This is a genomic window from Pseudomonas fluorescens, from assembly GCF_001648775.1.
In the GTDB taxonomy this organism is placed as follows: domain Bacteria; phylum Pseudomonadota; class Gammaproteobacteria; order Pseudomonadales; family Pseudomonadaceae; genus Aquipseudomonas; species Aquipseudomonas fluorescens_M.
Window position 1 is genome coordinate 64,673 of record NZ_LVEJ01000005.1, and the last position, 19,806, is coordinate 84,478.

Sequence of the window (19,806 nt, forward strand, 5' to 3'; positions counted from 1 at the left end):
ATAACTCAACACTGTGCGGGACCTAGGGGCGATCCAGGGATGAAGAAAAGTCAGAAGTTGTTCGGCGCCAGCCTGCTGGCGCTGGCGATCAGCGGATGTGCAGTGACCAGTGAACCGATTGAACGCAGCGTCAGTGAACAGCGCGCGAAAACCGACCTGCAAAGCATGTACAAGGATCAGGAACCGCTGCGCGGCCCGTTGACCCTGCATCAGGCCATGGCCCGCGCCGTGAAGTACAACCTCGAAGGCCGTTTGAAAATCATGGAGGAAGCGCTGGCCAAGCGGCAGCTCGACCTCGCCAGTTTCGACATGCTGCCGCGCATGGCGCTGGACGCCGGTTACGTCGGACGCAACAACGTCAACGCCTCCAGCAGCCAGAGCGTGCGCACCGGCACCCAGTCTCTGGAGCCGTCGACCTCGCAGGATCGCGACCGTGACGTCGCCGACCTGACCATGGTCTGGAACGTCCTTGACTTCGGCGTCAGTTACATCAGCGCCAAACAGCAGGGTGACCAGCGACTGATCGTTCAGGAACGGCGCCGCAAGGTGATCAACACCATCGTCCAGGACGTGCGCTCAGCCTATTGGCGAGCGATGGCCGCCGAACGCCTGCTCAAACAAATCGACAGCCTGATGGCACGGGTGCAGACCGCCCGCGACAACAGCCAGACCCTGAGCGATCAACGCATTGGCGATCCGGTGCAATCGCTCGGTTATCAGCGTTCGTTGATCGAAGCGACCCGGCAACTGGAAGAGCAGCGTCGCGCCTTGTCGCTGGCGAAAACCGAACTGGCGACGCTGATCAACTTGCCCTTGGGCACCAACCTGACGCTGGCCACTGATGACGGCTATCAGATTCCCGAGCTCAAGGTCGATCTGGCCAAACTCGAACAGGAAGCCCTGACCAGCCGCCCGGAACTGCGTGAGCAGGATTACCAGACGCGGATCAGCGCCGCCGAAACCCGCAAGGCCATGCTGCGTTTGCTGCCGGGTCTGGAGTTCTCCGCTGGCGGGCATTACGACAGCAACTCGTTCCTCGTCGAACAGGGCTGGGCCGATTACGGCGTCAAAGTCACCTGGAACCTGTTCAACGTGATCTCCGCACCGGCGGCGATCAACGTTGCCAAGGCTGGCGAAGAAGTCGCCACGGCGCGGCGGCAGGCGATGTCGATCGCGGTGCTGGCGCAGCTCTACGTGGCCAACGCCAATTACCAGGAGGCGCTGCGGCAGTTCAAGACTAACCAGCAACTGTCGGACATCGACGGGCAGATCGTCGGTCAGTTGCGCAACCGTCATCAGGCGGCCGGAATTGGTGAGCTGGACCTGATTCAGGGCGAGCTGAACAACTTGCAAGCAGACCTGCGCCGCGATCTGTCGTACGCCGATCTGCGCAATGCCTACGGCCAGATCTTCGCCAGTGCCGGCCTCGATCCGCTGCCGGATCAGGTGCAGTCGACCGAAGTGCAGTCGATTGCCACCGCGTTGGCCAATCGTGAGTCGGCGTGGGCGGCGGGTGATATCTCGGCGCCGGTGGTGGCGCATGCTCCGGCCCAGTGAGGCCTGGGTTCAACCATGAGCCGGCCGGCGTTTGCGCGCCTGCCGGTGACGGTGGATTTGCCGCTGCTGTTGCAAGCGCTGGAGGCGATTGCCGACGACGCCTGGCGCAGTCACTTCAACGCTGAATATTTCTCCGGCGACTGGAGCGGCGTCGCGCTGATTTCAGCGGTCGATGCGCTGACCGAGTTGTCGCCCGGTCGCGGCGTACCGCTGCAACGCGCGCCTTGGCTGCGGGATGAGCGTTGGCGACAGGGGCTGCGCAATCTGTCGCTGGATATCGTCAGTGCCCGGCTGCTGCGTCTGGGGCCGGGCGGGCAGATTCATGAGCATCGCGATTACGATCTGGAGGGCCCGCAGGCCGATTTTCGCCTGCACGTTCCGTTGCTCAGCCCGTCACATGTCGATTTCTGGCTCGACGGCCAACGCATGCCCATGCAGGCAGGTGAATGCTGGTTTCTCGATCTCGCGCGCCCGCACCGTGTGGATAACCGTGATACCTCGGCGCGGGTTCATCTGGTCATCGACTGCCGGCCCGGTACCTGGCTTGAGCAGATGATCGCCGAAGGCTTGCCGAGCACACCTGCGCCGGGTTTGGCCGAGACCGCGTTGCAACGCTTTCAGACACTGGTCGCGCAAGATGCTGCGCTATCGCACGCCTTGTGTGCGCTGCACGACCCAGAAGCATTCATCAGCCAGACGCTGGCACTTGCCGCTGAACGTGGCCTGTGGTTTTCCCGCGAGCAATTGCGCGCGGCAATGCGCAACGGGCGGCGGCAGTGGAACGAACAATGGCGCGCTTGAGCTTCGACGGCTGGTTGCCGATTCGTGCCTGGCCGGTCGATGGCCAGTGGCAGGTGGATTGGTGCTGGTTCGGTGACACGCCGTTGCATCAGCCGTTTTTCCGCGAAGCGGTGGATCAAGCGTTACGGCTGCCGTTCAATCAGGCCTTTCGACGGCAGACACCGTTGTCGGCACTCAGCGATTGGCAGGCGCAGAGCCCCGGGCTCGCGCCGGGTGCATTCATTCTGCACGCCTCGCGCTGTGGTTCGACATTGATCAGCCAGATGCTCGCGCGGCTCGACGATCACATTGTGGTGTCCGAACCGCCGCCATTGGACGCGCTATTACGCAGTGATTTATCCGAGAACGAACGGCGTGCGGCCATTCGCGGATTGCTCTCTGCGTACGGGCAGCGCCGTCGCGGCATCGAGCAACGGCTGGTGGTCAAGCTCGACGCTTGGAACATTGGCGAGTGGCCGCTGCTGCAGGAATGCTTTCCCGATACGCCGTGGTTGTTTCTCTATCGCGACCCTTTGGAAATTGCCGTTTCCCACCTGCGCCGCCCGGGCATGCACATGGTGCCGGGGATGCTCGGCAATTGCGTGTTGGAGGATGGTTTGCCGTTTGAGGGGCGCGAAGATTTCATTGCCCGGCGTTTGGGGCGGTTGCTTGAAGCGGGGTGGGTGCATTGCCGGGATTCGGCGGGGTTGCTGGTGAATTACAACGAGCTGCCCGAGGCAATGGCCGGTCGCCTGGCGCGGTTTTTCCGCTTGAGCGAAACACAGCGCCAGCAAGTGTTCGCAGCGACCGCACAGCATGCGAAGCAACCGTCGCAACCCTTCGTTGCCGATGGCGAAGACAAACGCCGCGAGGCCTCGGCGTTGTTGCAAATGCGCGTGCACAACTGCACCCGCGCGCCCTATGAAGCGCTGGAAAAACTTCGCCTGAGTGCCACTGGCCTGGCTTCATGACTTGCCGGACAAATCCGCCATGCCCTTGAGCAACTCGATCGGCAACGGGAAAACAATCGTCGAACTCTTGTCGCCGGCAATCGAACTCAAGGTCTGCATATAGCGCAACTGCATCGCCCCGGGCTGGCGGCCAAGCATCTCCGCTGCCTGCATGAGTTTCTCCGACGCTTGTAACTCGCCTTCGGCGTGGATCACCTTGGCCCGCCGCTCGCGCTCGGCTTCGGCCTGTTTGGCGATGGCGCGGACCATCGATTCGTTGAGGTCGACATGCTTGATCTCGACGTTGGCGACCTTGATGCCCCAGGCGTCGGTCTGCGCATCGAGCACCTGTTGAATGTCGATATTCAACTGCTCGCGTTCGGCCAGCAGTTCATCCAGTTCGTGTTTGCCGAGCACGGCGCGCAGGGTGGTTTGCGCCAATTGGCTGGTGGCTGACAGATAATCTTCAACCTGAATAATCGCCTTCTGCGGGTCGAGCACGCGGAAGTACAGCACGGCGTTGACCTTCACCGACACGTTGTCGCGGGTGATTACGTCCTGCGGCGGCACATCAAGGACGACCGTGCGCAGGTCGACACGGACCATTTGCTGGACCACCGGAATCAGCAGGATCAGACCGGGGCCTTTGACCTGCCAGAAACGGCCGAGCTGGAACACCACGCCGCGCTCGTATTCGCGCAGGATGCGAAACGTCGAACCGGCCAAGGCGATGACCAGTAACAGCAGCGCAACAAAACCGATTTGCAGACCCATGATCACTCTCCGAGTGGCGCCGCGTCAGTCGCGGCCACTTGCAGCAACAATCCCTTGCGCGCCACCACGCGCACCGGTTGCCCGGTGTGCAGCGGCGTGGCGCTAAGCACTTGCCAGCGTTCACCTTGCAGTTGCACCCAGCCGTTGCGGGCATCGCCCGGTTGCACCGTGGTGATCGCGGTCACGCTGCCGAGCAGGCCGGCATCACCGCTGACGGCTTGGCGTGGGCGGGTTTTCAGGGCGCGAATCAGCAACGCGATCAACAGCAGGGCGCTGATCAGGCCGAGGCCGATCATCATTGGCACTGGCAACTCGGCGTTGCTCAGAATCAGCGCACCGATGACGAACATGATGATGCCGCCCAGACCGATAACGCCGTAATTGGGCAGCGCCGCTTCAGCGATCAGAAAGACGATGCCCAAGGTAATCAGCCACAAACCGGCCGGACTCATCGGCGGCAACGGGGTGTCAGCGGCGAGGGCTGAGCCGCTGATCAGCAGGAGCAAGGCAAGCGCACAACATCGGCTGTTCACGTGACTCTCCGTGAGCGTCATGGGCTGGTTCTTTCAGTCTAGTTGAGGGTTGTCCTGCATGAAGTTTGATCAATGTGCAGATATGTCCGGTGAGCGGATTTCCCTGCGCCAGACCCCCGCCGAACTAGACTCAAAGACACGGCAATCACCGTTCAGCGCAACACCGAGGTGCATCATGCGTATGGCAAGAAAGGTGCAGAGCAGCCTGAATCGGGCGCACTGCGAATACGACGTCGTCGCCCACCGACACTCGTCCAGCAGCCTGGAAACCGCACGGGTCGCCGGGGTGCCCGCCGAGCGCGTGGCCAAATCGATCATCCTCGACGATCACCACGGCCACTACCTGATGGCCGTGCTGCCGGCCAGTCGTCATCTGGACCTGAGCAAGGTGCGCACCAGCGGCGAATGGCAACTGACCCGTGAAAGCAATCTGGCGCACATCTTCGACGACTGCGAACGCGGCGCGGTGCCGCCGCTGGGTGATTCCTACGGGCTGGACATGGTCATCGACCCGCTGCTGACGCGGCAGAAGGATATTTATCTGGAGGCGGGCAATCACAACTATTTGCTGCACATGAGCATGCCCGAGTTTCTGAAAATGGTGCCGCATGCCGAGGTGCGGGAGTTGAGTGATTAGGTTTTGTGGCGCTGGCACTGACGCCTTCGCGAGCAGGCTCGCTCCCACAGGTTGATCGCATTCACCTGTGGGAGCGAGCCTGCTCGCGAATAATCTTCCAAACACCCCATTCATCAAGGAATTGCTCAATGGAAAGCCCAACGCACAGCTTGCCATCCCTGTTCAAACAACTCGGCCTGGACAACGACCCGACCAGCATCGACCGTTTCATCGCCACCCATTCCCCGCTCAAACCCGAGCTGCACCTGGCCGATGCGTTTTTCTGGACGAAGAGCCAGTCGCAGTTTTTGCGCGACGAGATTCTGGATGACGCCGATTGGGCGGAGGTGGTGGATCAGTTGAATGTGATGTTGCGCAAGGGGCGGGATGCGTAGGGCTGGCGCAAAAACTTATTACAGATTGCCTGACTGATTTCAACCTACATCGGAGTAGCGTTCCGGTTCTGAGAACCAGGAGAGCGAAGCGATGCCCCCGTTTTTGCCTGTAGAAACAATCAATTTTGCGCAATTAGCAGACAAACTTGAGGCAATCATCCAAAGCAGCAGATTCGGGCCGATTGCTGTGCAGAATCAGGATCAAACGGTGGCTTATTTGATATCCGCACCGTTGTATGAGGATCTACTGAACACGCTGGATGATCTCGAACTGGCTTCCGTCGTTCACTCACGCCGTGAGGAGGTTGGCCTTCCTCACGAGATCGACGAACTCTAAATGTTCTCACTCTGGGAAGATTTGTTTCAAAACTTGACTGAAATTCCCCTCCAATGCGATATTGATAGTTAGCAAACTAACAGTGTGCATTTCCCCGTGCCGAACGATCTCGACGCTCTCCAGATGAACATCAGCAGTGCCATGGTGGTGGCCGCCAGGCATTGGCGGAAGATCTGCCAGACCACGCTGGTCAACTACGGAATCTCCGAAGCTTGCGCCGTGCCGCTGTTGATGATCGGCCGTTTGGGCGAGGGCGTGCGGCAGGTCCAGGTGGCGCAGGCGGCTGGCATGGAGAGCCCGTCGCTGGTGCGTCTGCTCGATCAGTTGTGTCATTCCGGCTACGTCTGCCGCACCGAAGATGCCCAGGATCGCCGCGCCAAATGCCTGAGCCTGACCGACACCGGTCGTGAACTGGTGCAAGCGGTGGAGATCGAACTGGTGCGCTTGCGTCATGAGGTGCTCGAAGGCATCGATCAAAGCGATCTGGAAGCTACGCTTCGGGTACTCAGAGCTTTTGAGGCGGCCAATCCGCCTGTGGTGGTCAATTCTTGAACGGTTTTTTCTCCGGCATTCCGCCGGCCCGCGACTGGTTCTACGGGATCCGTACCTTTGCAGCGTCGATGATTGCGCTGTACATCGCCTTGCTCATGCAAATGCCGCGTCCGTATTGGGCGATGGCCACGGTGTATATCGTCTCCAGCCCGTTTCTCGGGCCGACCAGTTCCAAGGCCTTGTACCGCGCCATCGGTACCTTTCTCGGCGCGGCGGCGGCGGTTTTTTTCGTGCCGATGTTCGTGCAGAGCCCGTATGTGCTGGTGGTGGTCATCGCGCTGTGGACGGGGATTCTGTTGTTCATGTCCCTGCATTTGCGCACGGCCAACAGCTACGCGCTGATGCTCGCCGGTTACACCTTGCCGCTGATTGCCTTGCCGGTGGTGGATAACCCGCTGGCGGTGTGGGATGTGGCCGAAGCGCGGACCGAGGAGATTTTCCTCGGCATTGCTGTTGCCGCCGTGGTCGGTGCGATGTTCTGGCCGCGTCGTCTGGCGCCGGTGTTCAACGATGCCGTGAGCAAGTGGTTCGCCGACGCAACCACCTACAGCCTGAAATTCCTCAGTCGCGACGTGCAACCCGAAGAAGTCACCGCGCTGCGCATGGCCATGGTCGCCAACTTCAACAGCCTCGAATTGATGATCGGCCAGTTGCCCCACGAAGGCTCGCGCCCGCAAACCGTGCGCAACACCAAAGAACTGCGCGGACGGATGATTCATCTATTACCGGTGATCGATGCGCTGGAAGATTCGCTCTACGCCCTCGAACGGCGCACGCCTGAGTTGGTGGAAAAATTCGAACCGCTGCTCGTCGCGACCCGCGAATGGCTCGGTCATGAAGACGCCGATCTCGATCGCTGGCAAGCGCTGAAAGGTCAGCTCGAAGCCCAGCAGCCGAGCGCCGAAGCGCTGGAAGATCGCCGGCAACTGCTGTTCTCCAACTCGATTTATCGCCTCGGCGAATTCATCGATTTGTGGCAGGACTGCCGCAGCCTGCAGGACGCGATTGTCTGCGAGCGTCAGGACAACTGGCGCGCGGTTTACCGTCACTGGCGATTGGGTCGGCTGACACCGTTTATCGACCGTGGGCTGATGCTCTACTCGGTGGCCTCGACCATTCTGGCAATCATCACCGCCTCGGTGCTGTGGATTCTGCTCGGCTGGCCGGACGGCGGCAGTGCGGTGATTCTGGCGGCGGTGGCGTGCAGCTTCTTCGCCTCGATGGACGACCCGGCGCCGCAGATCTATCGGTTCTTTTTCTGGACCGGGATGTCGGTGCTGTTCGCCAGCCTGTATCTGTTTTTGATTCTGCCCAACCTGCACGATTTCCCGATGCTGGTGCTGGCGTTTTCCATCCCGTTTATCTGCGTCGGCACGCTGACGGTGCAGCCGCGTTTCTACCTCGGCATGCTGCTGACGCTGGTCAACACCTCGTCGTTCATCAGTATTCAGGGCGCTTACGATGCGGACTTTTTCGCCTTCGTGAACTCCAACCTCGCGGGGCCGATAGGGCTGTTGTTCGCGTTTATCTGGACGCTGGTCGCGCGCCCGTTCGGCGCCGAACTGGCGGCCAAGCGCCTGACCCGTTTCAGTTGGAAAGACATCGTCGACATGACCGAGCCGGCCAACCTCGCCGAGCACCGGCAATTGGGCGTGCAGTTGCTCGATCGGCTGATGCAGCACTTGCCGCGTCTGGCCCTCACCGGCCAGGACACCGGCATTGCCATGCGCGAAGTGCGCGTCGGTTTGAACCTGCTCGATTTGCTCGCTTACACGCCACGGGTGACCGGCGCGCCGAATGCGTTGTTGCAGCAAGTGGTCAGTGAAGTCGGTGAGTATTTTCGCGCCTGCCTCAAGGCCGGCGAACGCTTGCCGGCCCCGGCCCCGTTGCTGATGACCCTGGATCGCACCCGTCGTGCGCTGAATGGCCACGGCGACGATGAAACCCGGCTAAACCTGTTGCACGCCTTGAGCGGATTGCGTCTGGCGTTGCTGCCCGGCGTCGAATTCGTTTCCAGCGCCGAGCCCGAAGAACCGCTGCCCGATGGAGCGCCCCTATGATCGGTGATCTGGACATCAGCGGTATTTTCCTGCCGACCCTGCTGGTGTTGATGGGCATCACTTATGTGCTGTTTTTGCTGGTGCATGCCGTGCTTACGCGCGTGCACTTTTACCGTCTGGTCTGGCACCGGGCATTGTTCAACGTGGCCCTCTACGCCGTGCTTCTGTACGGCGTGGACTCACTCAGTCGATACCTGATGACATGAAAAAACCGTTTTTGACCATCGGTCGCGTGGTACTGACCCTGCTGATCGTGACTTTTGCCGTTGTCCTCGTCTGGCGCATGGTGATGTATTACATGTTTGCGCCGTGGACCCGTGACGGCCACATTCGCGCTGACATTATCCAGATCGCTCCGGACGTGTCCGGGTTGATCCAGCAGGTTGAAGTGAAAGACAACCAGTTGATCAAGCGCGGCCAGGTGCTGTTCAGCATCGACCAGGATCGCTTCAAACTGGCCCTGCGTCAGGCCAAAGCGGCCGTCGCTGATCGTGAAGAAACCCTCGCTCAAGCCCAGCGTGAAGCCAAGCGTAACCGTGGCCTCGGCAATCTGGTGCCGGCCGAGCAATTGGAAGAAAGCCAATCGAAGGTCGCCCGTGCGCAATCGGCACTGGCCGAAGCCATGGTTACGGTGGACAGCGCTCAGCTTAACCTCGACCGCTCGGTGATCCGTAGCCCGGTGGACGGCTACGTCAACGACCGTGCGCCGCGTCCGCAGGAATTCGTCACTGCCGGGCGTCCGGTGTTGTCGGTGGTCGACAGCAACTCGTTCCACATCGACGGCTACTTCGAAGAGACCAAACTTGACGGCATTCATGTCGGCCAGTCGGTGGATATCCGCGTGATCGGCGACCGCGCCAAGCTGCGCGGGCATGTCGAGAGCATCGTCGCCGGTATCGAAGACCGCGACCGCACCAGCGGCAGCAACCTGCTGCCGAACGTCAACCCGGCGTTCAGTTGGGTGCGGCTGGCGCAGCGGATTCCGGTGCGGATTGCCTTTGACGATGTGCCGGAAGACTTCCGCATGATCGCCGGGCGTACCGCCACAGTGTCGATCATCGACGACGCCAAAAACGACGACAAGAAACAGGAGCCCGCGCAATGAGCAGGGCCCTGATGATCGCCGGGTTGGGCGTGATGTTGTCGGCGTGTCAGATGGTCGGGCCGGATTATCACGTGCCTGAAAATTCGGCCGTTCAGCGCAAGGATTTTCAGGGCGAATTGGCCGTCGACGGTAAACCTGTGGTCTCGGCGCCGGTGCCGGCAGACTGGTGGCGGCTGTATAAAGACCCGCGTCTGGATCAACTGGTGCAGCAGGCCATGGCCTCCAACACCGACCTGCGCGTTGCCGCCGCCAACTTGCAGCGCGCCCGTGCTCAGGTCGATGAGGCCGAAGCGGCCGGCGGCTGGAGCGGCGGAGTAAAAATGGGTGCTCAGCGCTTGCAGGAATCCGGACAGGCATTCCTGTTGCCGGAAAAAGTGCCGGTGGCCAACGTTGGCGATATCGGCATCAGCGCTTCCTACCAATTCGACTTGTGGGGCACTTTGCAACGCGGCATCGAAGGCGCGAAGGCCAATGCCGACGCGACACAAGCCGCCGCCGACACCGCGCGTATCACCTTGGTGGCGGACGTGGTTCGTGCGTACACCCAAGTCTGCGCAGCCAACGAAGAGCGGGAAATCGCCCAACATTCCCTCGACCTGCAATCGCAAGGCACCACGCTGATCCAGCGTCTGCGCGACGCCGGGCGTGGCGACGAAACCCAGGTCACCCGTTCGCAAACCCAATTCAAATCCTTGCGCGCCGACATGCCGCGTTATGAAGCGGCGCGTCAGGCCGGGCTGTTCCGTCTGTCGATGTTGCTGGCAAAACCGGTCGATCAATTGCCGGCCGGCACGGCAACGTGCGCTGAACTGCCGAAAATCGCTCAATTGGTGCCGGTCGGTGACGGCGCCGCGTTGCTCAAGCGTCGCCCGGACATTCGCCAGGCTGAACGACGTCTGGCGGCTGCGACTGCCGGCATCGGCGTCGCCACCGGCGAGCTGTACCCGGACATCAGCATCGGTGCGACCATCGGCACCGTCGGCATCATCGACGACCTCGGTGATCCGTCGACCAATCGTTGGGGTTTTGGCCCGTCGCTGAGCTGGAAAGTGCCGACCAACGGCGCTCGCGCGCGTATTCGTGAAGCTGAAGCGACGACTCAAGGCGCTCTGGCGCATTTCGACGGCGTGGTGCTCAACGCCATTCGCGAAACCCAAACCGGCCTCGCCCAGTACAACGCACTGCTGCAACGTCGCGATGCGTTGGCGGATGCCGAGCAGTCGGCAAAACTCGCAGCGGACCAGACCCACCGCTTCTTCCAGGCTGGCCGCGAGTCGTTCCTCGCCGACCTGCAAGCGACCCGCACCTACACCGACGTCACCGCGCAACTGGCCGCCGCCAACACTCAAGTTGCGATGAGTCAGATCGATTTGTTCCTCGCCCTCGGCGGCGGTTGGGAAAGCGGACGAACGCACGCTCCAGGCCCCAGCAAACCCTGAGGCCGTTGCTATGCTTTGAAGTGTTGGAAGGGCGCCCCGAGCAAGGCGCCCTTTCAGCGCACATTGCTAGCGCTGGTCTAGGGGAAACCAATAATGAAAAACCCTTACGCTCTCGGCTTCTGGTGCGCCCTCGCAGCGCTGGTGCTGCTCTCGGCCACCTATTTCTACGGCATCATGCTGGCCCACCAGATCGACAAGGCGATGGTGTTCCTCGACAGCGCAACGGCGTTGATCGCGGTCATGGCCATCGTCGTCGTGGCCTGGGCGTCGGTGCAGGTGCAGCGCGTCAAAAAAAGACAGCTTGAACAGGGCAAGACCCTGGTGCTGATCTGGGACACCAAAGTCGCCCTGCGCCGGGTCGAAACGGTGTTCGACCGGTATTTCTGGGGCAGCTACTGGCAACCCGGACGGACCTTCGCCGAAGTCATGGGCGAACTCACCGGCACACCGCTGGAAAAAAGCCTCGAAGCACTGAAAAAACAGTGCCTGGAACTCGACAAGCAGATTGCCGACGAGGGCTGGCACTGGCTCAACAATGCCCGTGAACTGTCCGATGTCGCCACGGCCATGGCCCGCGAGCGCTATCAACTGGACTTCTGCGACCCGCGCGCCGACGGGCCGGGCGGCGCGGTGATCGATCGGGATTTTGAGGTGCTGGTCTACACCTGGACCGCGCGGCTGAAAAGCTTTGATCATCAACTGGATGAGATCGAGGTTCAGTATTCGTGAGAGGCCCGGGATGGGGTTTTATCGACATGCTGGCATAATGGCCTCAGACTTTTTATGACGGCTGTATAAACTGATGCAAGGGAATGTAAAGGTTCATCTCGGGTACTTGAGCGCCGCATTGGCCGATGCCTGCAATCTGATGCCGGAACTGGAAAACGCATCGCGTGCCCTGACTCTGGAAGAAATCACCAACGGCCAGCTTTCCAGCCATTGCTGTAAATCGCTGTACGCGCAACGTCCCAAGCCGAAAACTGCCGAAACCGGGCGTAAGGCGGATGCGGATGAGGGTTGGCCGCTGCGCGTTATCGTTTGTCCGTTTCTGTTTGGTCTGCGACCAGAGCACGGACGCGCAAGCAAGCTCTTGCCTGAATTCATCGCACCGCTGTTCGTTTTCGGGTTGTTGGAGCGTACGGGCAAACTCAGCATTGACCCGGATAATCTGCTGCCCGTCACCCCACGGGATTTTCTTGAGCCAAGTGCCTACCAGGTCACGGTCGGCACCGTGCAAGAAGTCGACCTGATGTATGCCCGCCTGCCTCGGCCCACGGACTGGAACGGCCTCATATTGAACGCCAGAGCCTTTTGCCTCGAGGTATGCGGACAGGATTGGGAAACCCTCGAAGTTGACCAGTACGAAAGACTCAATCACCCACTGATCATGCTTGCCACCTCTACCAAAGGTGCGACGCAGAATATTCAGACCCTGCTGGATCATTTGCGTCACAACAGCGATACAGCGTTGGGGTTGCTCGAAACACTTATCACACCCGCCGCAGAGAAATCCCTGCTCACCGCTGAACAGCAATTGGCCCGTTCGATCGAGCACTTAGGGCAAATGGAGTGCCGTTACGGACTTTCTCCGTCGCAGCGTGAATCACTGGTGCACTTCTTTTCATTGCCGGATGCTGTGACAGCCGTCGACGGTCCCCCGGGTACCGGTAAAACAACTCTGCTGTTGAGTGTTATTGCTTCTCTGTGGATCAAACATGCGCGTGCGCAACAGGAACCGCCGTTGATTGTCGCTTCATCGACGAACAATCAAGCCGTTCTCAACATCCTCGAAGCATTTGCCAAGGTGAAGGAGCGGGAGGGGCCTTTGGCTGGCCGCTGGATCAAGGGTCTTGAAAGTTACGGCCTCTATTTACCTGCCAAGAGCCGGGAAAACGACAAGCAAGGATTCAGGGTTCATGCTTTGAAAGGCATGGGCAAAAAATCCGTGCATGATTTTCAGGTCACGGAAACGGCCGAGGGCCTGGAGCTGGCTCGCGACTATTTTCTTCAATGTGCACAAAACGCACTGGGCCAATTGCGCGAGCAGACACTTGAAGCCGCCATGGCGCAGCTTCATGCCCGCCTCGAGCAGTGCTGCGGCTTCATCGAAAGCGTGACAAACGACCTGATTGCACTCAACACCTTGTTCAAGGTTGCAGCCGTTTCTCAAGAAATGGTTGGTCGGGCACGATTGGCGCTACAAGTCGCGATCGACGAATACAAGAGCGATCTTGAAAAGACCACCGACAAGCTGCGCAAGAATCAGACACTGAAACTCGCCTGGAAGCGGCATGTTAGCCAGGAAAACATGTTCCTGAGATTTCTGGCCTGGTGCGGTCTGACGTCTCCAAGGACCCAGCGCGACGAAACATTCTTTGCTCAGGTTGCCATTGATCATGGCGATTCACTGAGCCGCAAAATCAACGAGATCAATAGCCGCGAGGCGTTTGACGCCTTGGTAACAGAACACGGGACAACGCTATCAAAAAGTGAGGAGCTGCTTCAAAAGCAATTGAGCGTGACGCGTAAATCCCTCCAAACGCTCAACGAAATCGTTTCTCGTCTGGAAAAATTCAGTGGCACCAATGGACCACTTGAAACGGCAACCATTCAAAATGCGCTGGATATGGGCCCGCGTTTCGACGCATTCAAATGGGCCACGCATTATTGGGAAGCGCGTTATCTACTGGAAGTCGAAGAGACCCTTGCGCGTTTTTCCAAGGTTGAAGACACCTTGTCACCCGATCGGATCGAGCGTCAGTATCGCCGTCTGGCCAAAATGTTTCCTTGTTCCGTTGTTACGCTCTACTCATTGCCCAACCGGTTCAGCGGTTGGAGCGGCCAGTACCAACCATTGCTCAATTGTATTGATCTGTTGATTGTCGATGAGGCCGGTCAGGTCGCTTCTCAGATTGGTATTCCGGCTTTCGCCCTGGCCAAGCGGGCGATGGTGGTCGGTGATGTTGACCAGATTGCGCCGGTGCATGGTTTGCCGAGATCGATCGATCAGTCGAACGCGCGGCATTTCGGCCTGATGGACAAGGGCTGGGAGGCATTTTGCGCGTCGGGCAAGTCTGCATCGAGTGGCAATCTGATGCAGGTCGCCCAGCAGGCAACGCCTTACACCAAACATGCAAAGCGCGGGCGTGGGATGTTTCTCAGTGAGCATCGTCGTTGCTGGCGCGAAATCATCGAGGTTTGCAACGAGCTGGTCTACAAGCAGTTATTGCAGCCCTGCCGTGAGGAGGGGCCTCGTCGCTTGAGTCCGAGTCTGGGCTATGTACACCTGACAGGTCTTGATCAACGTGTCGGCAAAAGCAGATGCAATCAGATCGAGGCGCAGGTGATCGCCCATTGGTTGCAGGAGCATCGTGCCGAAATCGAATCCTCGTTCGCCGAAGACAAAAAGCCGTTCAAGGATCTGGTCGCGGTAGTGACCCCTTTCGCGGCACAAACTTCGGCAATTCGCCAGGCACTGGATCGCCACCTCGGTGCGGATCACGGCATAACGGTTGGTACTGTCCACAGTCTGCAGGGTGCAGAGCGCAGGGTTGTTATCTTTTCACCGACTTATGGTCTGGATACCGACCCAGGTTCGCCTTTTTTCGATAAGGACGCAGGTTCGCTTTTGAACGTGGCGATCTCCCGGGCACAGGACGCGTTTCTGGTGTTCGGCAACATGAACCTGTTCAATCCAGTGGGGAAAAACCCATCTGCGATATTGGGCAGACATTTGTTCCGGGATGAGCGCAACGAACTCAAGGGAATCCCCCTGGAATGGTTGGTGCCGGCTTACAACCCTTATTTCACTGAGCAAATCAGCGATCTTGACGGTCACAGGAAAACCTTGCGATCAGCGTTCAAGAATGCACAGCATCGCCTGATTATTGTGTCGCCCTATCTCACCAGGGACGCGATTGAACAAGATGACATTCAGGCACTGATTCAGGAGGCTTGCACCCGAGGCGTCAGCGTCGTAGTCATCAGCAGCCTTGAACTTTGCCGCGTCGATCCGAAAAAAGTGGCGACATTCAATGAGTGTGTGCGGTTGCTCGAACAGGCCGGAGCAAAATTCAGAAATACCCAGGTGCGCAGCGTGCACGCAAAAATGCTCCTGGTCGACGATGCCTGGCTGGCCGTGGGATCTTTCAACTGGCTGTCTTCGGTGCGCCGTCCTTCGAGCAGCTACAGCTACTACGAATCGAGCATCCGTTATGACGGAGAGGCCGCCTCAGTGATGATTCAAGACAGTATGAAAGACTTGCGGGTGCTTTTGGGGGGCAAACCGACTCAGGCAACGGTATGACGACATCAAGCGCTTTCGGCATTGTAAAAAGCGAACCTCCACGGGTAACGAATGCTACCCTTTCAGCACTTTTAGCGGAGTCGAGCCGCGACCCGGTCACGGGTTCAGGGAAGACGACCACACTCACAGCCACGGAAATCGATCAGGTCATTCATGAATAAATCAGCAGGCGTGCTTCTCGGAATTGTTGTTGCCATCGGCGCGATCAGCGCAGGCGGGGCCTGGTACACCGGGACCAAGATCGAAGGCGTGCTGAACAATGCCGTCAGCAATGCCAACAAAGAGCTGCAGACCGCCATGGCCGGCTCCAACGGCACCGCGTCGCTGGAGCTGGTGTCGCTGGAGCGCCACACCTTCACCAGCACCGCGCACTACCGTCTCAAGGGTGAAGGCGAGATGTTCGGCGATGCACCGGTCGAGTTGCTGTTTGTCGATCACATCGAACATGGTCCGCTGCCGTTCTCGCGTCTGGTTTCGCTGAAATGGCTACCGGTCATGGCCACCAGCAACTACGAGCTGGAAAAGAACCCGGCCACCGAAAAATGGTTCGCCGCGACCAAGGGCGCCGCGCCGCTCAAAGGCGTGACCAGCATCGGCTACGACGAATCCACCACCAGTACCCTCGACCTGCTGCCGTTCGAAACCGCACTGGATGAGCAGTCGAGCCTGAAGTTTTCCGGCCTGACCATGAACATTTCTGCCAACGCCCAGGCACAGAAGGTCAAGGCGGACGGTTACATGGACAACCTGAAACTGGTCACCGTCGCTGAAGATCAGGCGCCGGTGCAGGTCGAACTGAACGGTCTGACTCTGGCCAGCAACCTTGCCAAGAGCAGCTACGGCTACTACACCGGCGAAAACACCCTGGTGCTGACCAACAGCAAAACCACCTTCGGCACCAAGCAATCGGTGCTCGGTGTGAAGAACTTCGAAATGAAGAACCTCACCGAAGAAAACGGCAGCAATGCGTCCGGCCGTGCGGACTACAAGATTGGCGAAGTCAGCCTCAACGACAAGAAAGTCGGCTCGGCGAACATGGCCATGAGCCTGAAAAACCTCGACATTCCTTCGACCATGTCGCTGATGCAGATCTACCAGACCAAACTGCAGCCTTATGAAAAAGCCGCTGCCGAGGCCGCTGCTCAAGGTCTGCCAGCGCCAGAGCTGAACCTGACCGAAGCGGAAAATGCCCAGGTCAAAGCCGACCTGCAGAAGCTGCTGGCCGCCGGCCCACAGTTTGCGCTGGAAAACCTCTCGTTCAACACCGCCAACGGCGAGAGCAAGGCCAATCTGGTGATCGACTTGACCAAGCCGCAATCGATGGACTTGCCGCCGGATCAACTGGGCAAACAACTGATTGCGCTGCTTGACCTGAACATTCAGGTGTCCAAGCCGATGCTGGTCGATCTGCTCAGCGTGCAGGCGCAACTCGACGGTCAGACCGATGCCAAGGCCATTGTCGATCAGTCCAAGGAAGCCGCCGACATGTTCGCCGGCATGGCAGTCGGTTCGCAGTTGGCCGTTGTCGATGGCTCCAATGTGGTGACCAAGCTGCATTACGCCGCTAATCAGGTCGAATTCAACGGCCAGAAGATGACCGTCGAGCAGTTCGTCGGCTTCCTGATGAGCAAGTTCGCAGGCGTCACGCAAGTGCAGTAATTCTGCGCTCTAAATAGCAACGCCCGGCCTCCGTATCGCACGGACGCCGGGCGTTTTGCTGTCTGGCGTTCGGGTTTTCGGTGTCGTGGCCGGGCCGCCGCTTCGATTCTGAACAAATATTGTGTTCTGAATTCTGGTCTACGCTTGCGTGCAAGACTGCCTGACTAAGCTTGGCCGAGTGCTGTCAGTTTCGGCCACCGTTACGAATGGGCAAGGAGGGCATTGCGACCCGGCTGGCCATGTAAGGATGCTGACGAATGCCGCGTATTGATGTTCCTGTATTACATCGTGGTTTACGCCCGTTGTTCCGAGTCGCGCTGTGCAGCCAGTTGCTCTGGCCGGCGCTGGCGTTTGCCGACACACCCTACGATCAGATGGTGCGCGACGCCCGTGCCGGGCAAACCACGCCCGCGCTGACGGTATTGCGTCAGGTGCCGCCGGGGCAGTCGACCACCGGGCAGATCAGCGATCACCTGCAAATCGCCAGTTGGGCCGGTCTCGACGCCGAAGTGGTGCAGGTCTATGAAACCCAGGGTCGCGACCGCGTCCTGCCGGTTCAGGCGCTGACAGCCACCGCCCGCGCCTATCGCAACCTCAAGCGCTGGGATCAGGCAACTCAGGTCTACAACAAAGCCTTGGCGCTGGAGCCGGATAATGCCGACCTGCAACTGGGTTTGGCCCTGACTCAGGCTGACGCCGGTAAACCCGACGAAGCGGTGACCCGCGCCAAAGCGCTGGTGGCAGCCAAACCCGATGATCCGTCGCGCCGTCTCGCCTTGGGCTACGCCCTGACCCGCGCCGGCAAGCAATACGATGCGCTGTTCGAATACGATCAGGCTTTCAAGCGCGCCGGCACTAAACCGGAGGTCGCTCGCGAATACGTGGTCGCCCTGCAAAAGGCGCGTCTGCCGGAACCGGCGCTGCGTTTGGCCAATCAACGCCCGGGGCTGATCGATCCGGTGACCTTGCGCCGCCTCGAAGGCGATCTGGCCGCCGAGCGCGTACGCCTCGCCGAATACGCCACGCGCAGTGAGAGTGAACGCTACGTCATCGCCGACCGCGCGCTGGCCGACTACGACAAACTGCTCGCCACCTGGACGCCTGACGCCACGGCGCACGACGATGTGGTTCGCTGGCGCATCGACCGCATGGGCGCGCTCAAGGCCCGGGCGCGCACCGCCGACGTCATCAGCGAATACCAGAAGCTGCAATCCGAAGGCGTGAAGATTCCGACCTACGCGTTGCGCTGGGTGGCGGCGTCTTATCTGGATCAACGCGAGCCGGAAATCGCCATCGATCTCTATCGTCAGGTGCTTTCCGCCCCGGACGCCGATGCCGGTGATCGCCTCGAAGACACCACGGCGCTGTATTACTCGCTGCTGGAAAGCGACCGCGCCGATGAGGCGCGAAAAGTCGCTGAAGACGCCGCCAAGTCCCAGCGCCCGCGTATCGAACTCAAGGGCTTGCCGATCGGCAACCCCAACGATGAATGGATGGACGCCCAGCAACTCGCGGCGCAGGCCGGCACCTATGGCTCCGATTTGCCCCACGGTGAGGAGCGTTTGCAGACCCTGGTCGATCAAGCGCCGGGCAACGTCGGTTTGCGTCTGGCCCAGGCCGATTTGTACCTTGCCCGCAACTGGCCGCGCCGCGCAGAAATGCAGCTCAAGGAAACCGAGAGCATGGTGCCGCACGACATGGGCCTGGAAATTGGTCAGGCCCACACGGCCATGGAACTGCAGGAATGGCGGCAAATGGATGCGCTGACCGACGACGTCGTCGCGCGCTATCCGGACAACCGTCAGGTGCAGCGTCTGGCCCGCGAACGCGAAGTGCATGACATGTCCGAGCTGCGCGTCGAAGCCTATGGCGGCAAGGCCAATGGTGGCGGCAGTGGCGATGCCGGCGCGGTCAGCGGCAGCCGCGACTTTGGCATCCAGACCACCTTGTACAGCCCGCCGATCGATGAAGACTGGCGCGTGTTTGCCGGGGCTGGCTATGCCACCGGCGACTTCGCCGAAGGCACCGGCAACCACCGCTTCCAGCGTGTCGGCCTGGAGCGGCGCACCCGCGACATGACCCTTGAAGCGGAAGTCTCCAACCATTCCTACGGTTTCGGCGACAAACAGGGCGCGCGCTTGGCGATCGCCCGTGACATCAACGATAACTGGCAGTACGGCGGCAGCCTCGAATACCTCTCGGCCGAAACCCCGCTGCGCGCGCTCAACAGCGACATCAAGGCCAATGGCGGCAGCGGTTTCATTCGCTGGCGCGCCAATGAAAGCCGCGAGTGGAAACTGTCGGTAAGCCCCTCGCACTTCAGCGACGGCAACAACCGCGTCGAGGCCTTGCTCACTGGTCGCGAAGGCGTTTACAGCGCGCCGAACGTGCAGGTCGACGCCGGTCTGGAAGTCGGCACCAGCCACAACTCCAAGTCCGATGACGTGCCGTACTTCAACCCCAAATCCGACTTCAGCGTGATGCCGCTGGTCAACGTCAATCACGTGCTCTACCACCGCTACGAAACTTCGTGGAGCCAGCAATTTCAGGCCGGCGCGGGGACCTACAGCCAGCGTGATCATGGCACCGGCGGCATGGCCCTGCTCGGTTACGGCCAGCGTTATGCCTGGAACGACGTGTTCGAGGTGGGCGGCTTGTTCAGTGTGATCAACCGGCCCTACGACGGTGATCGGGAGACCGATCTGCGTCTGCTCGTCGACCTCACTTTCCGCTTCTAGAAGAG

17 protein-coding genes are annotated in these 19,806 nt (G+C 60.0%); 15 read left to right on the plus strand and 2 right to left on the minus strand.

Annotation, left to right across the window (positions count from 1 at the left end; genetic code table 11):
* Nucleotides 1-39: 39 nt before the first annotated feature.
* Genes A8O26_RS07440 through A8O26_RS07450 form a run of 3 tightly spaced genes read left to right on the plus strand, consistent with a single transcriptional unit; the run spans nt 40 to nt 3,308 of the window.
* Nucleotides 40-1,557, plus strand: a complete 1,518-nt coding sequence (locus A8O26_RS07440) for a TolC family protein (RefSeq protein ID WP_064117427.1) — start codon at nt 40-42, stop codon at nt 1,555-1,557.
* Between the two features lie 15 nt (nt 1,558-1,572).
* Nucleotides 1,573-2,358 carry an aspartyl/asparaginyl beta-hydroxylase domain-containing protein gene (locus tag A8O26_RS07445; protein WP_064117428.1) on the plus strand — a complete coding sequence of 262 codons (786 nt, stop codon included), beginning with the start codon at nt 1,573-1,575 and terminating at the stop codon, nt 2,356-2,358.
* Nucleotides 2,346-3,308: a sulfotransferase family protein gene (locus tag A8O26_RS07450; RefSeq protein ID WP_064117429.1), complete on the plus strand. Its 963-nt coding sequence runs from the start codon at nt 2,346-2,348 to the stop codon at nt 3,306-3,308. Before A8O26_RS07445 ends, A8O26_RS07450 begins: the two co-directional genes overlap by 13 nt.
* Here the strand turns inward: A8O26_RS07450 and A8O26_RS07455 are convergent.
* Both A8O26_RS07455 and A8O26_RS07460 read right to left on the minus strand, forming a co-directional pair.
* On the minus strand, nt 3,303-4,061 hold the full coding sequence (locus A8O26_RS07455; RefSeq protein WP_007917711.1) for a slipin family protein: 759 nt from the start codon (nt 4,059-4,061) through the stop codon (nt 3,303-3,305). The genes A8O26_RS07450 and A8O26_RS07455 overlap by 6 nt on opposite strands.
* Before the next feature lie 2 nt (nt 4,062-4,063).
* Nucleotides 4,064-4,615, minus strand: a complete 552-nt coding sequence (locus A8O26_RS07460) for an NfeD family protein (protein ID WP_064117430.1) — start codon at nt 4,613-4,615, stop codon at nt 4,064-4,066.
* 154 nt (nt 4,616-4,769) lie between these two features.
* Here A8O26_RS07460 and A8O26_RS07465 point away from each other — a divergent pair, with 154 nt between their 5' ends.
* From A8O26_RS07465 to pgaA, 12 genes are all read left to right on the plus strand, one after another.
* The gene (locus A8O26_RS07465) at nt 4,770-5,231 is read left to right on the plus strand and encodes an aminoacyl-tRNA deacylase (protein ID WP_064117431.1); all 462 of its coding nucleotides are present in this window, start codon (nt 4,770-4,772) and stop codon (nt 5,229-5,231) included.
* A 128-nt stretch (nt 5,232-5,359) separates the two neighbouring features.
* Nucleotides 5,360-5,605, plus strand: coding sequence for a DUF2789 domain-containing protein (locus tag A8O26_RS07470; RefSeq protein ID WP_064117432.1), 246 nt, complete (start codon nt 5,360-5,362; stop codon nt 5,603-5,605).
* Nucleotides 5,606-5,696: 91 nt separating this feature from the next.
* Complete coding sequence (locus A8O26_RS07475) at nt 5,697-5,942, plus strand: hypothetical protein (protein ID WP_064117433.1); 246 nt, start codon at nt 5,697-5,699, stop codon at nt 5,940-5,942.
* Between the two features lie 123 nt (nt 5,943-6,065).
* Nucleotides 6,066-6,494 carry a MarR family winged helix-turn-helix transcriptional regulator gene (locus tag A8O26_RS07480; RefSeq protein WP_064117434.1) on the plus strand — a complete coding sequence of 143 codons (429 nt, stop codon included), beginning with the start codon at nt 6,066-6,068 and terminating at the stop codon, nt 6,492-6,494.
* A complete protein-coding gene (locus A8O26_RS07485; RefSeq protein ID WP_064117435.1) occupies nt 6,491-8,554 on the plus strand; it encodes an FUSC family protein in 2,064 nt (687 codons plus the stop codon). The genes A8O26_RS07480 and A8O26_RS07485 overlap by 4 nt, the downstream gene beginning before the upstream one ends.
* The gene (locus tag A8O26_RS07490; RefSeq protein WP_007917703.1) at nt 8,551-8,760 is read left to right on the plus strand and encodes a DUF1656 domain-containing protein; all 210 of its coding nucleotides are present in this window, start codon (nt 8,551-8,553) and stop codon (nt 8,758-8,760) included. Before A8O26_RS07485 ends, A8O26_RS07490 begins: the two co-directional genes overlap by 4 nt.
* Nucleotides 8,757-9,659 (plus strand): efflux RND transporter periplasmic adaptor subunit, encoded by a 903-nt coding sequence (locus A8O26_RS07495; RefSeq protein WP_064117436.1) that lies wholly within the window; start codon nt 8,757-8,759, stop codon nt 9,657-9,659. Before A8O26_RS07490 ends, A8O26_RS07495 begins: the two co-directional genes overlap by 4 nt.
* Complete coding sequence (locus A8O26_RS07500; RefSeq protein WP_064117437.1) at nt 9,656-11,098, plus strand: efflux transporter outer membrane subunit; 1,443 nt, start codon at nt 9,656-9,658, stop codon at nt 11,096-11,098. Before A8O26_RS07495 ends, A8O26_RS07500 begins: the two co-directional genes overlap by 4 nt.
* Before the next feature lie 93 nt (nt 11,099-11,191).
* Nucleotides 11,192-11,827 (plus strand): hypothetical protein, encoded by a 636-nt coding sequence (locus A8O26_RS07505; protein WP_064117438.1) that lies wholly within the window; start codon nt 11,192-11,194, stop codon nt 11,825-11,827.
* 106 nt (nt 11,828-11,933) lie between these two features.
* Nucleotides 11,934-15,404: an AAA domain-containing protein gene (locus A8O26_RS07510; RefSeq protein ID WP_172828128.1), complete on the plus strand. Its 3,471-nt coding sequence runs from the start codon at nt 11,934-11,936 to the stop codon at nt 15,402-15,404.
* A 153-nt stretch (nt 15,405-15,557) separates the two neighbouring features.
* Nucleotides 15,558-17,063, plus strand: coding sequence for a YdgA family protein (locus A8O26_RS07515; RefSeq protein ID WP_064117440.1), 1,506 nt, complete (start codon nt 15,558-15,560; stop codon nt 17,061-17,063).
* Nucleotides 17,064-17,320: 257 nt separating this feature from the next.
* Nucleotides 17,321-19,801 (plus strand): poly-beta-1,6 N-acetyl-D-glucosamine export porin PgaA, encoded by a 2,481-nt coding sequence (pgaA, locus tag A8O26_RS07520; RefSeq protein ID WP_064117441.1) that lies wholly within the window; start codon nt 17,321-17,323, stop codon nt 19,799-19,801.
* Nucleotides 19,802-19,806 lie beyond the last annotated feature (5 nt).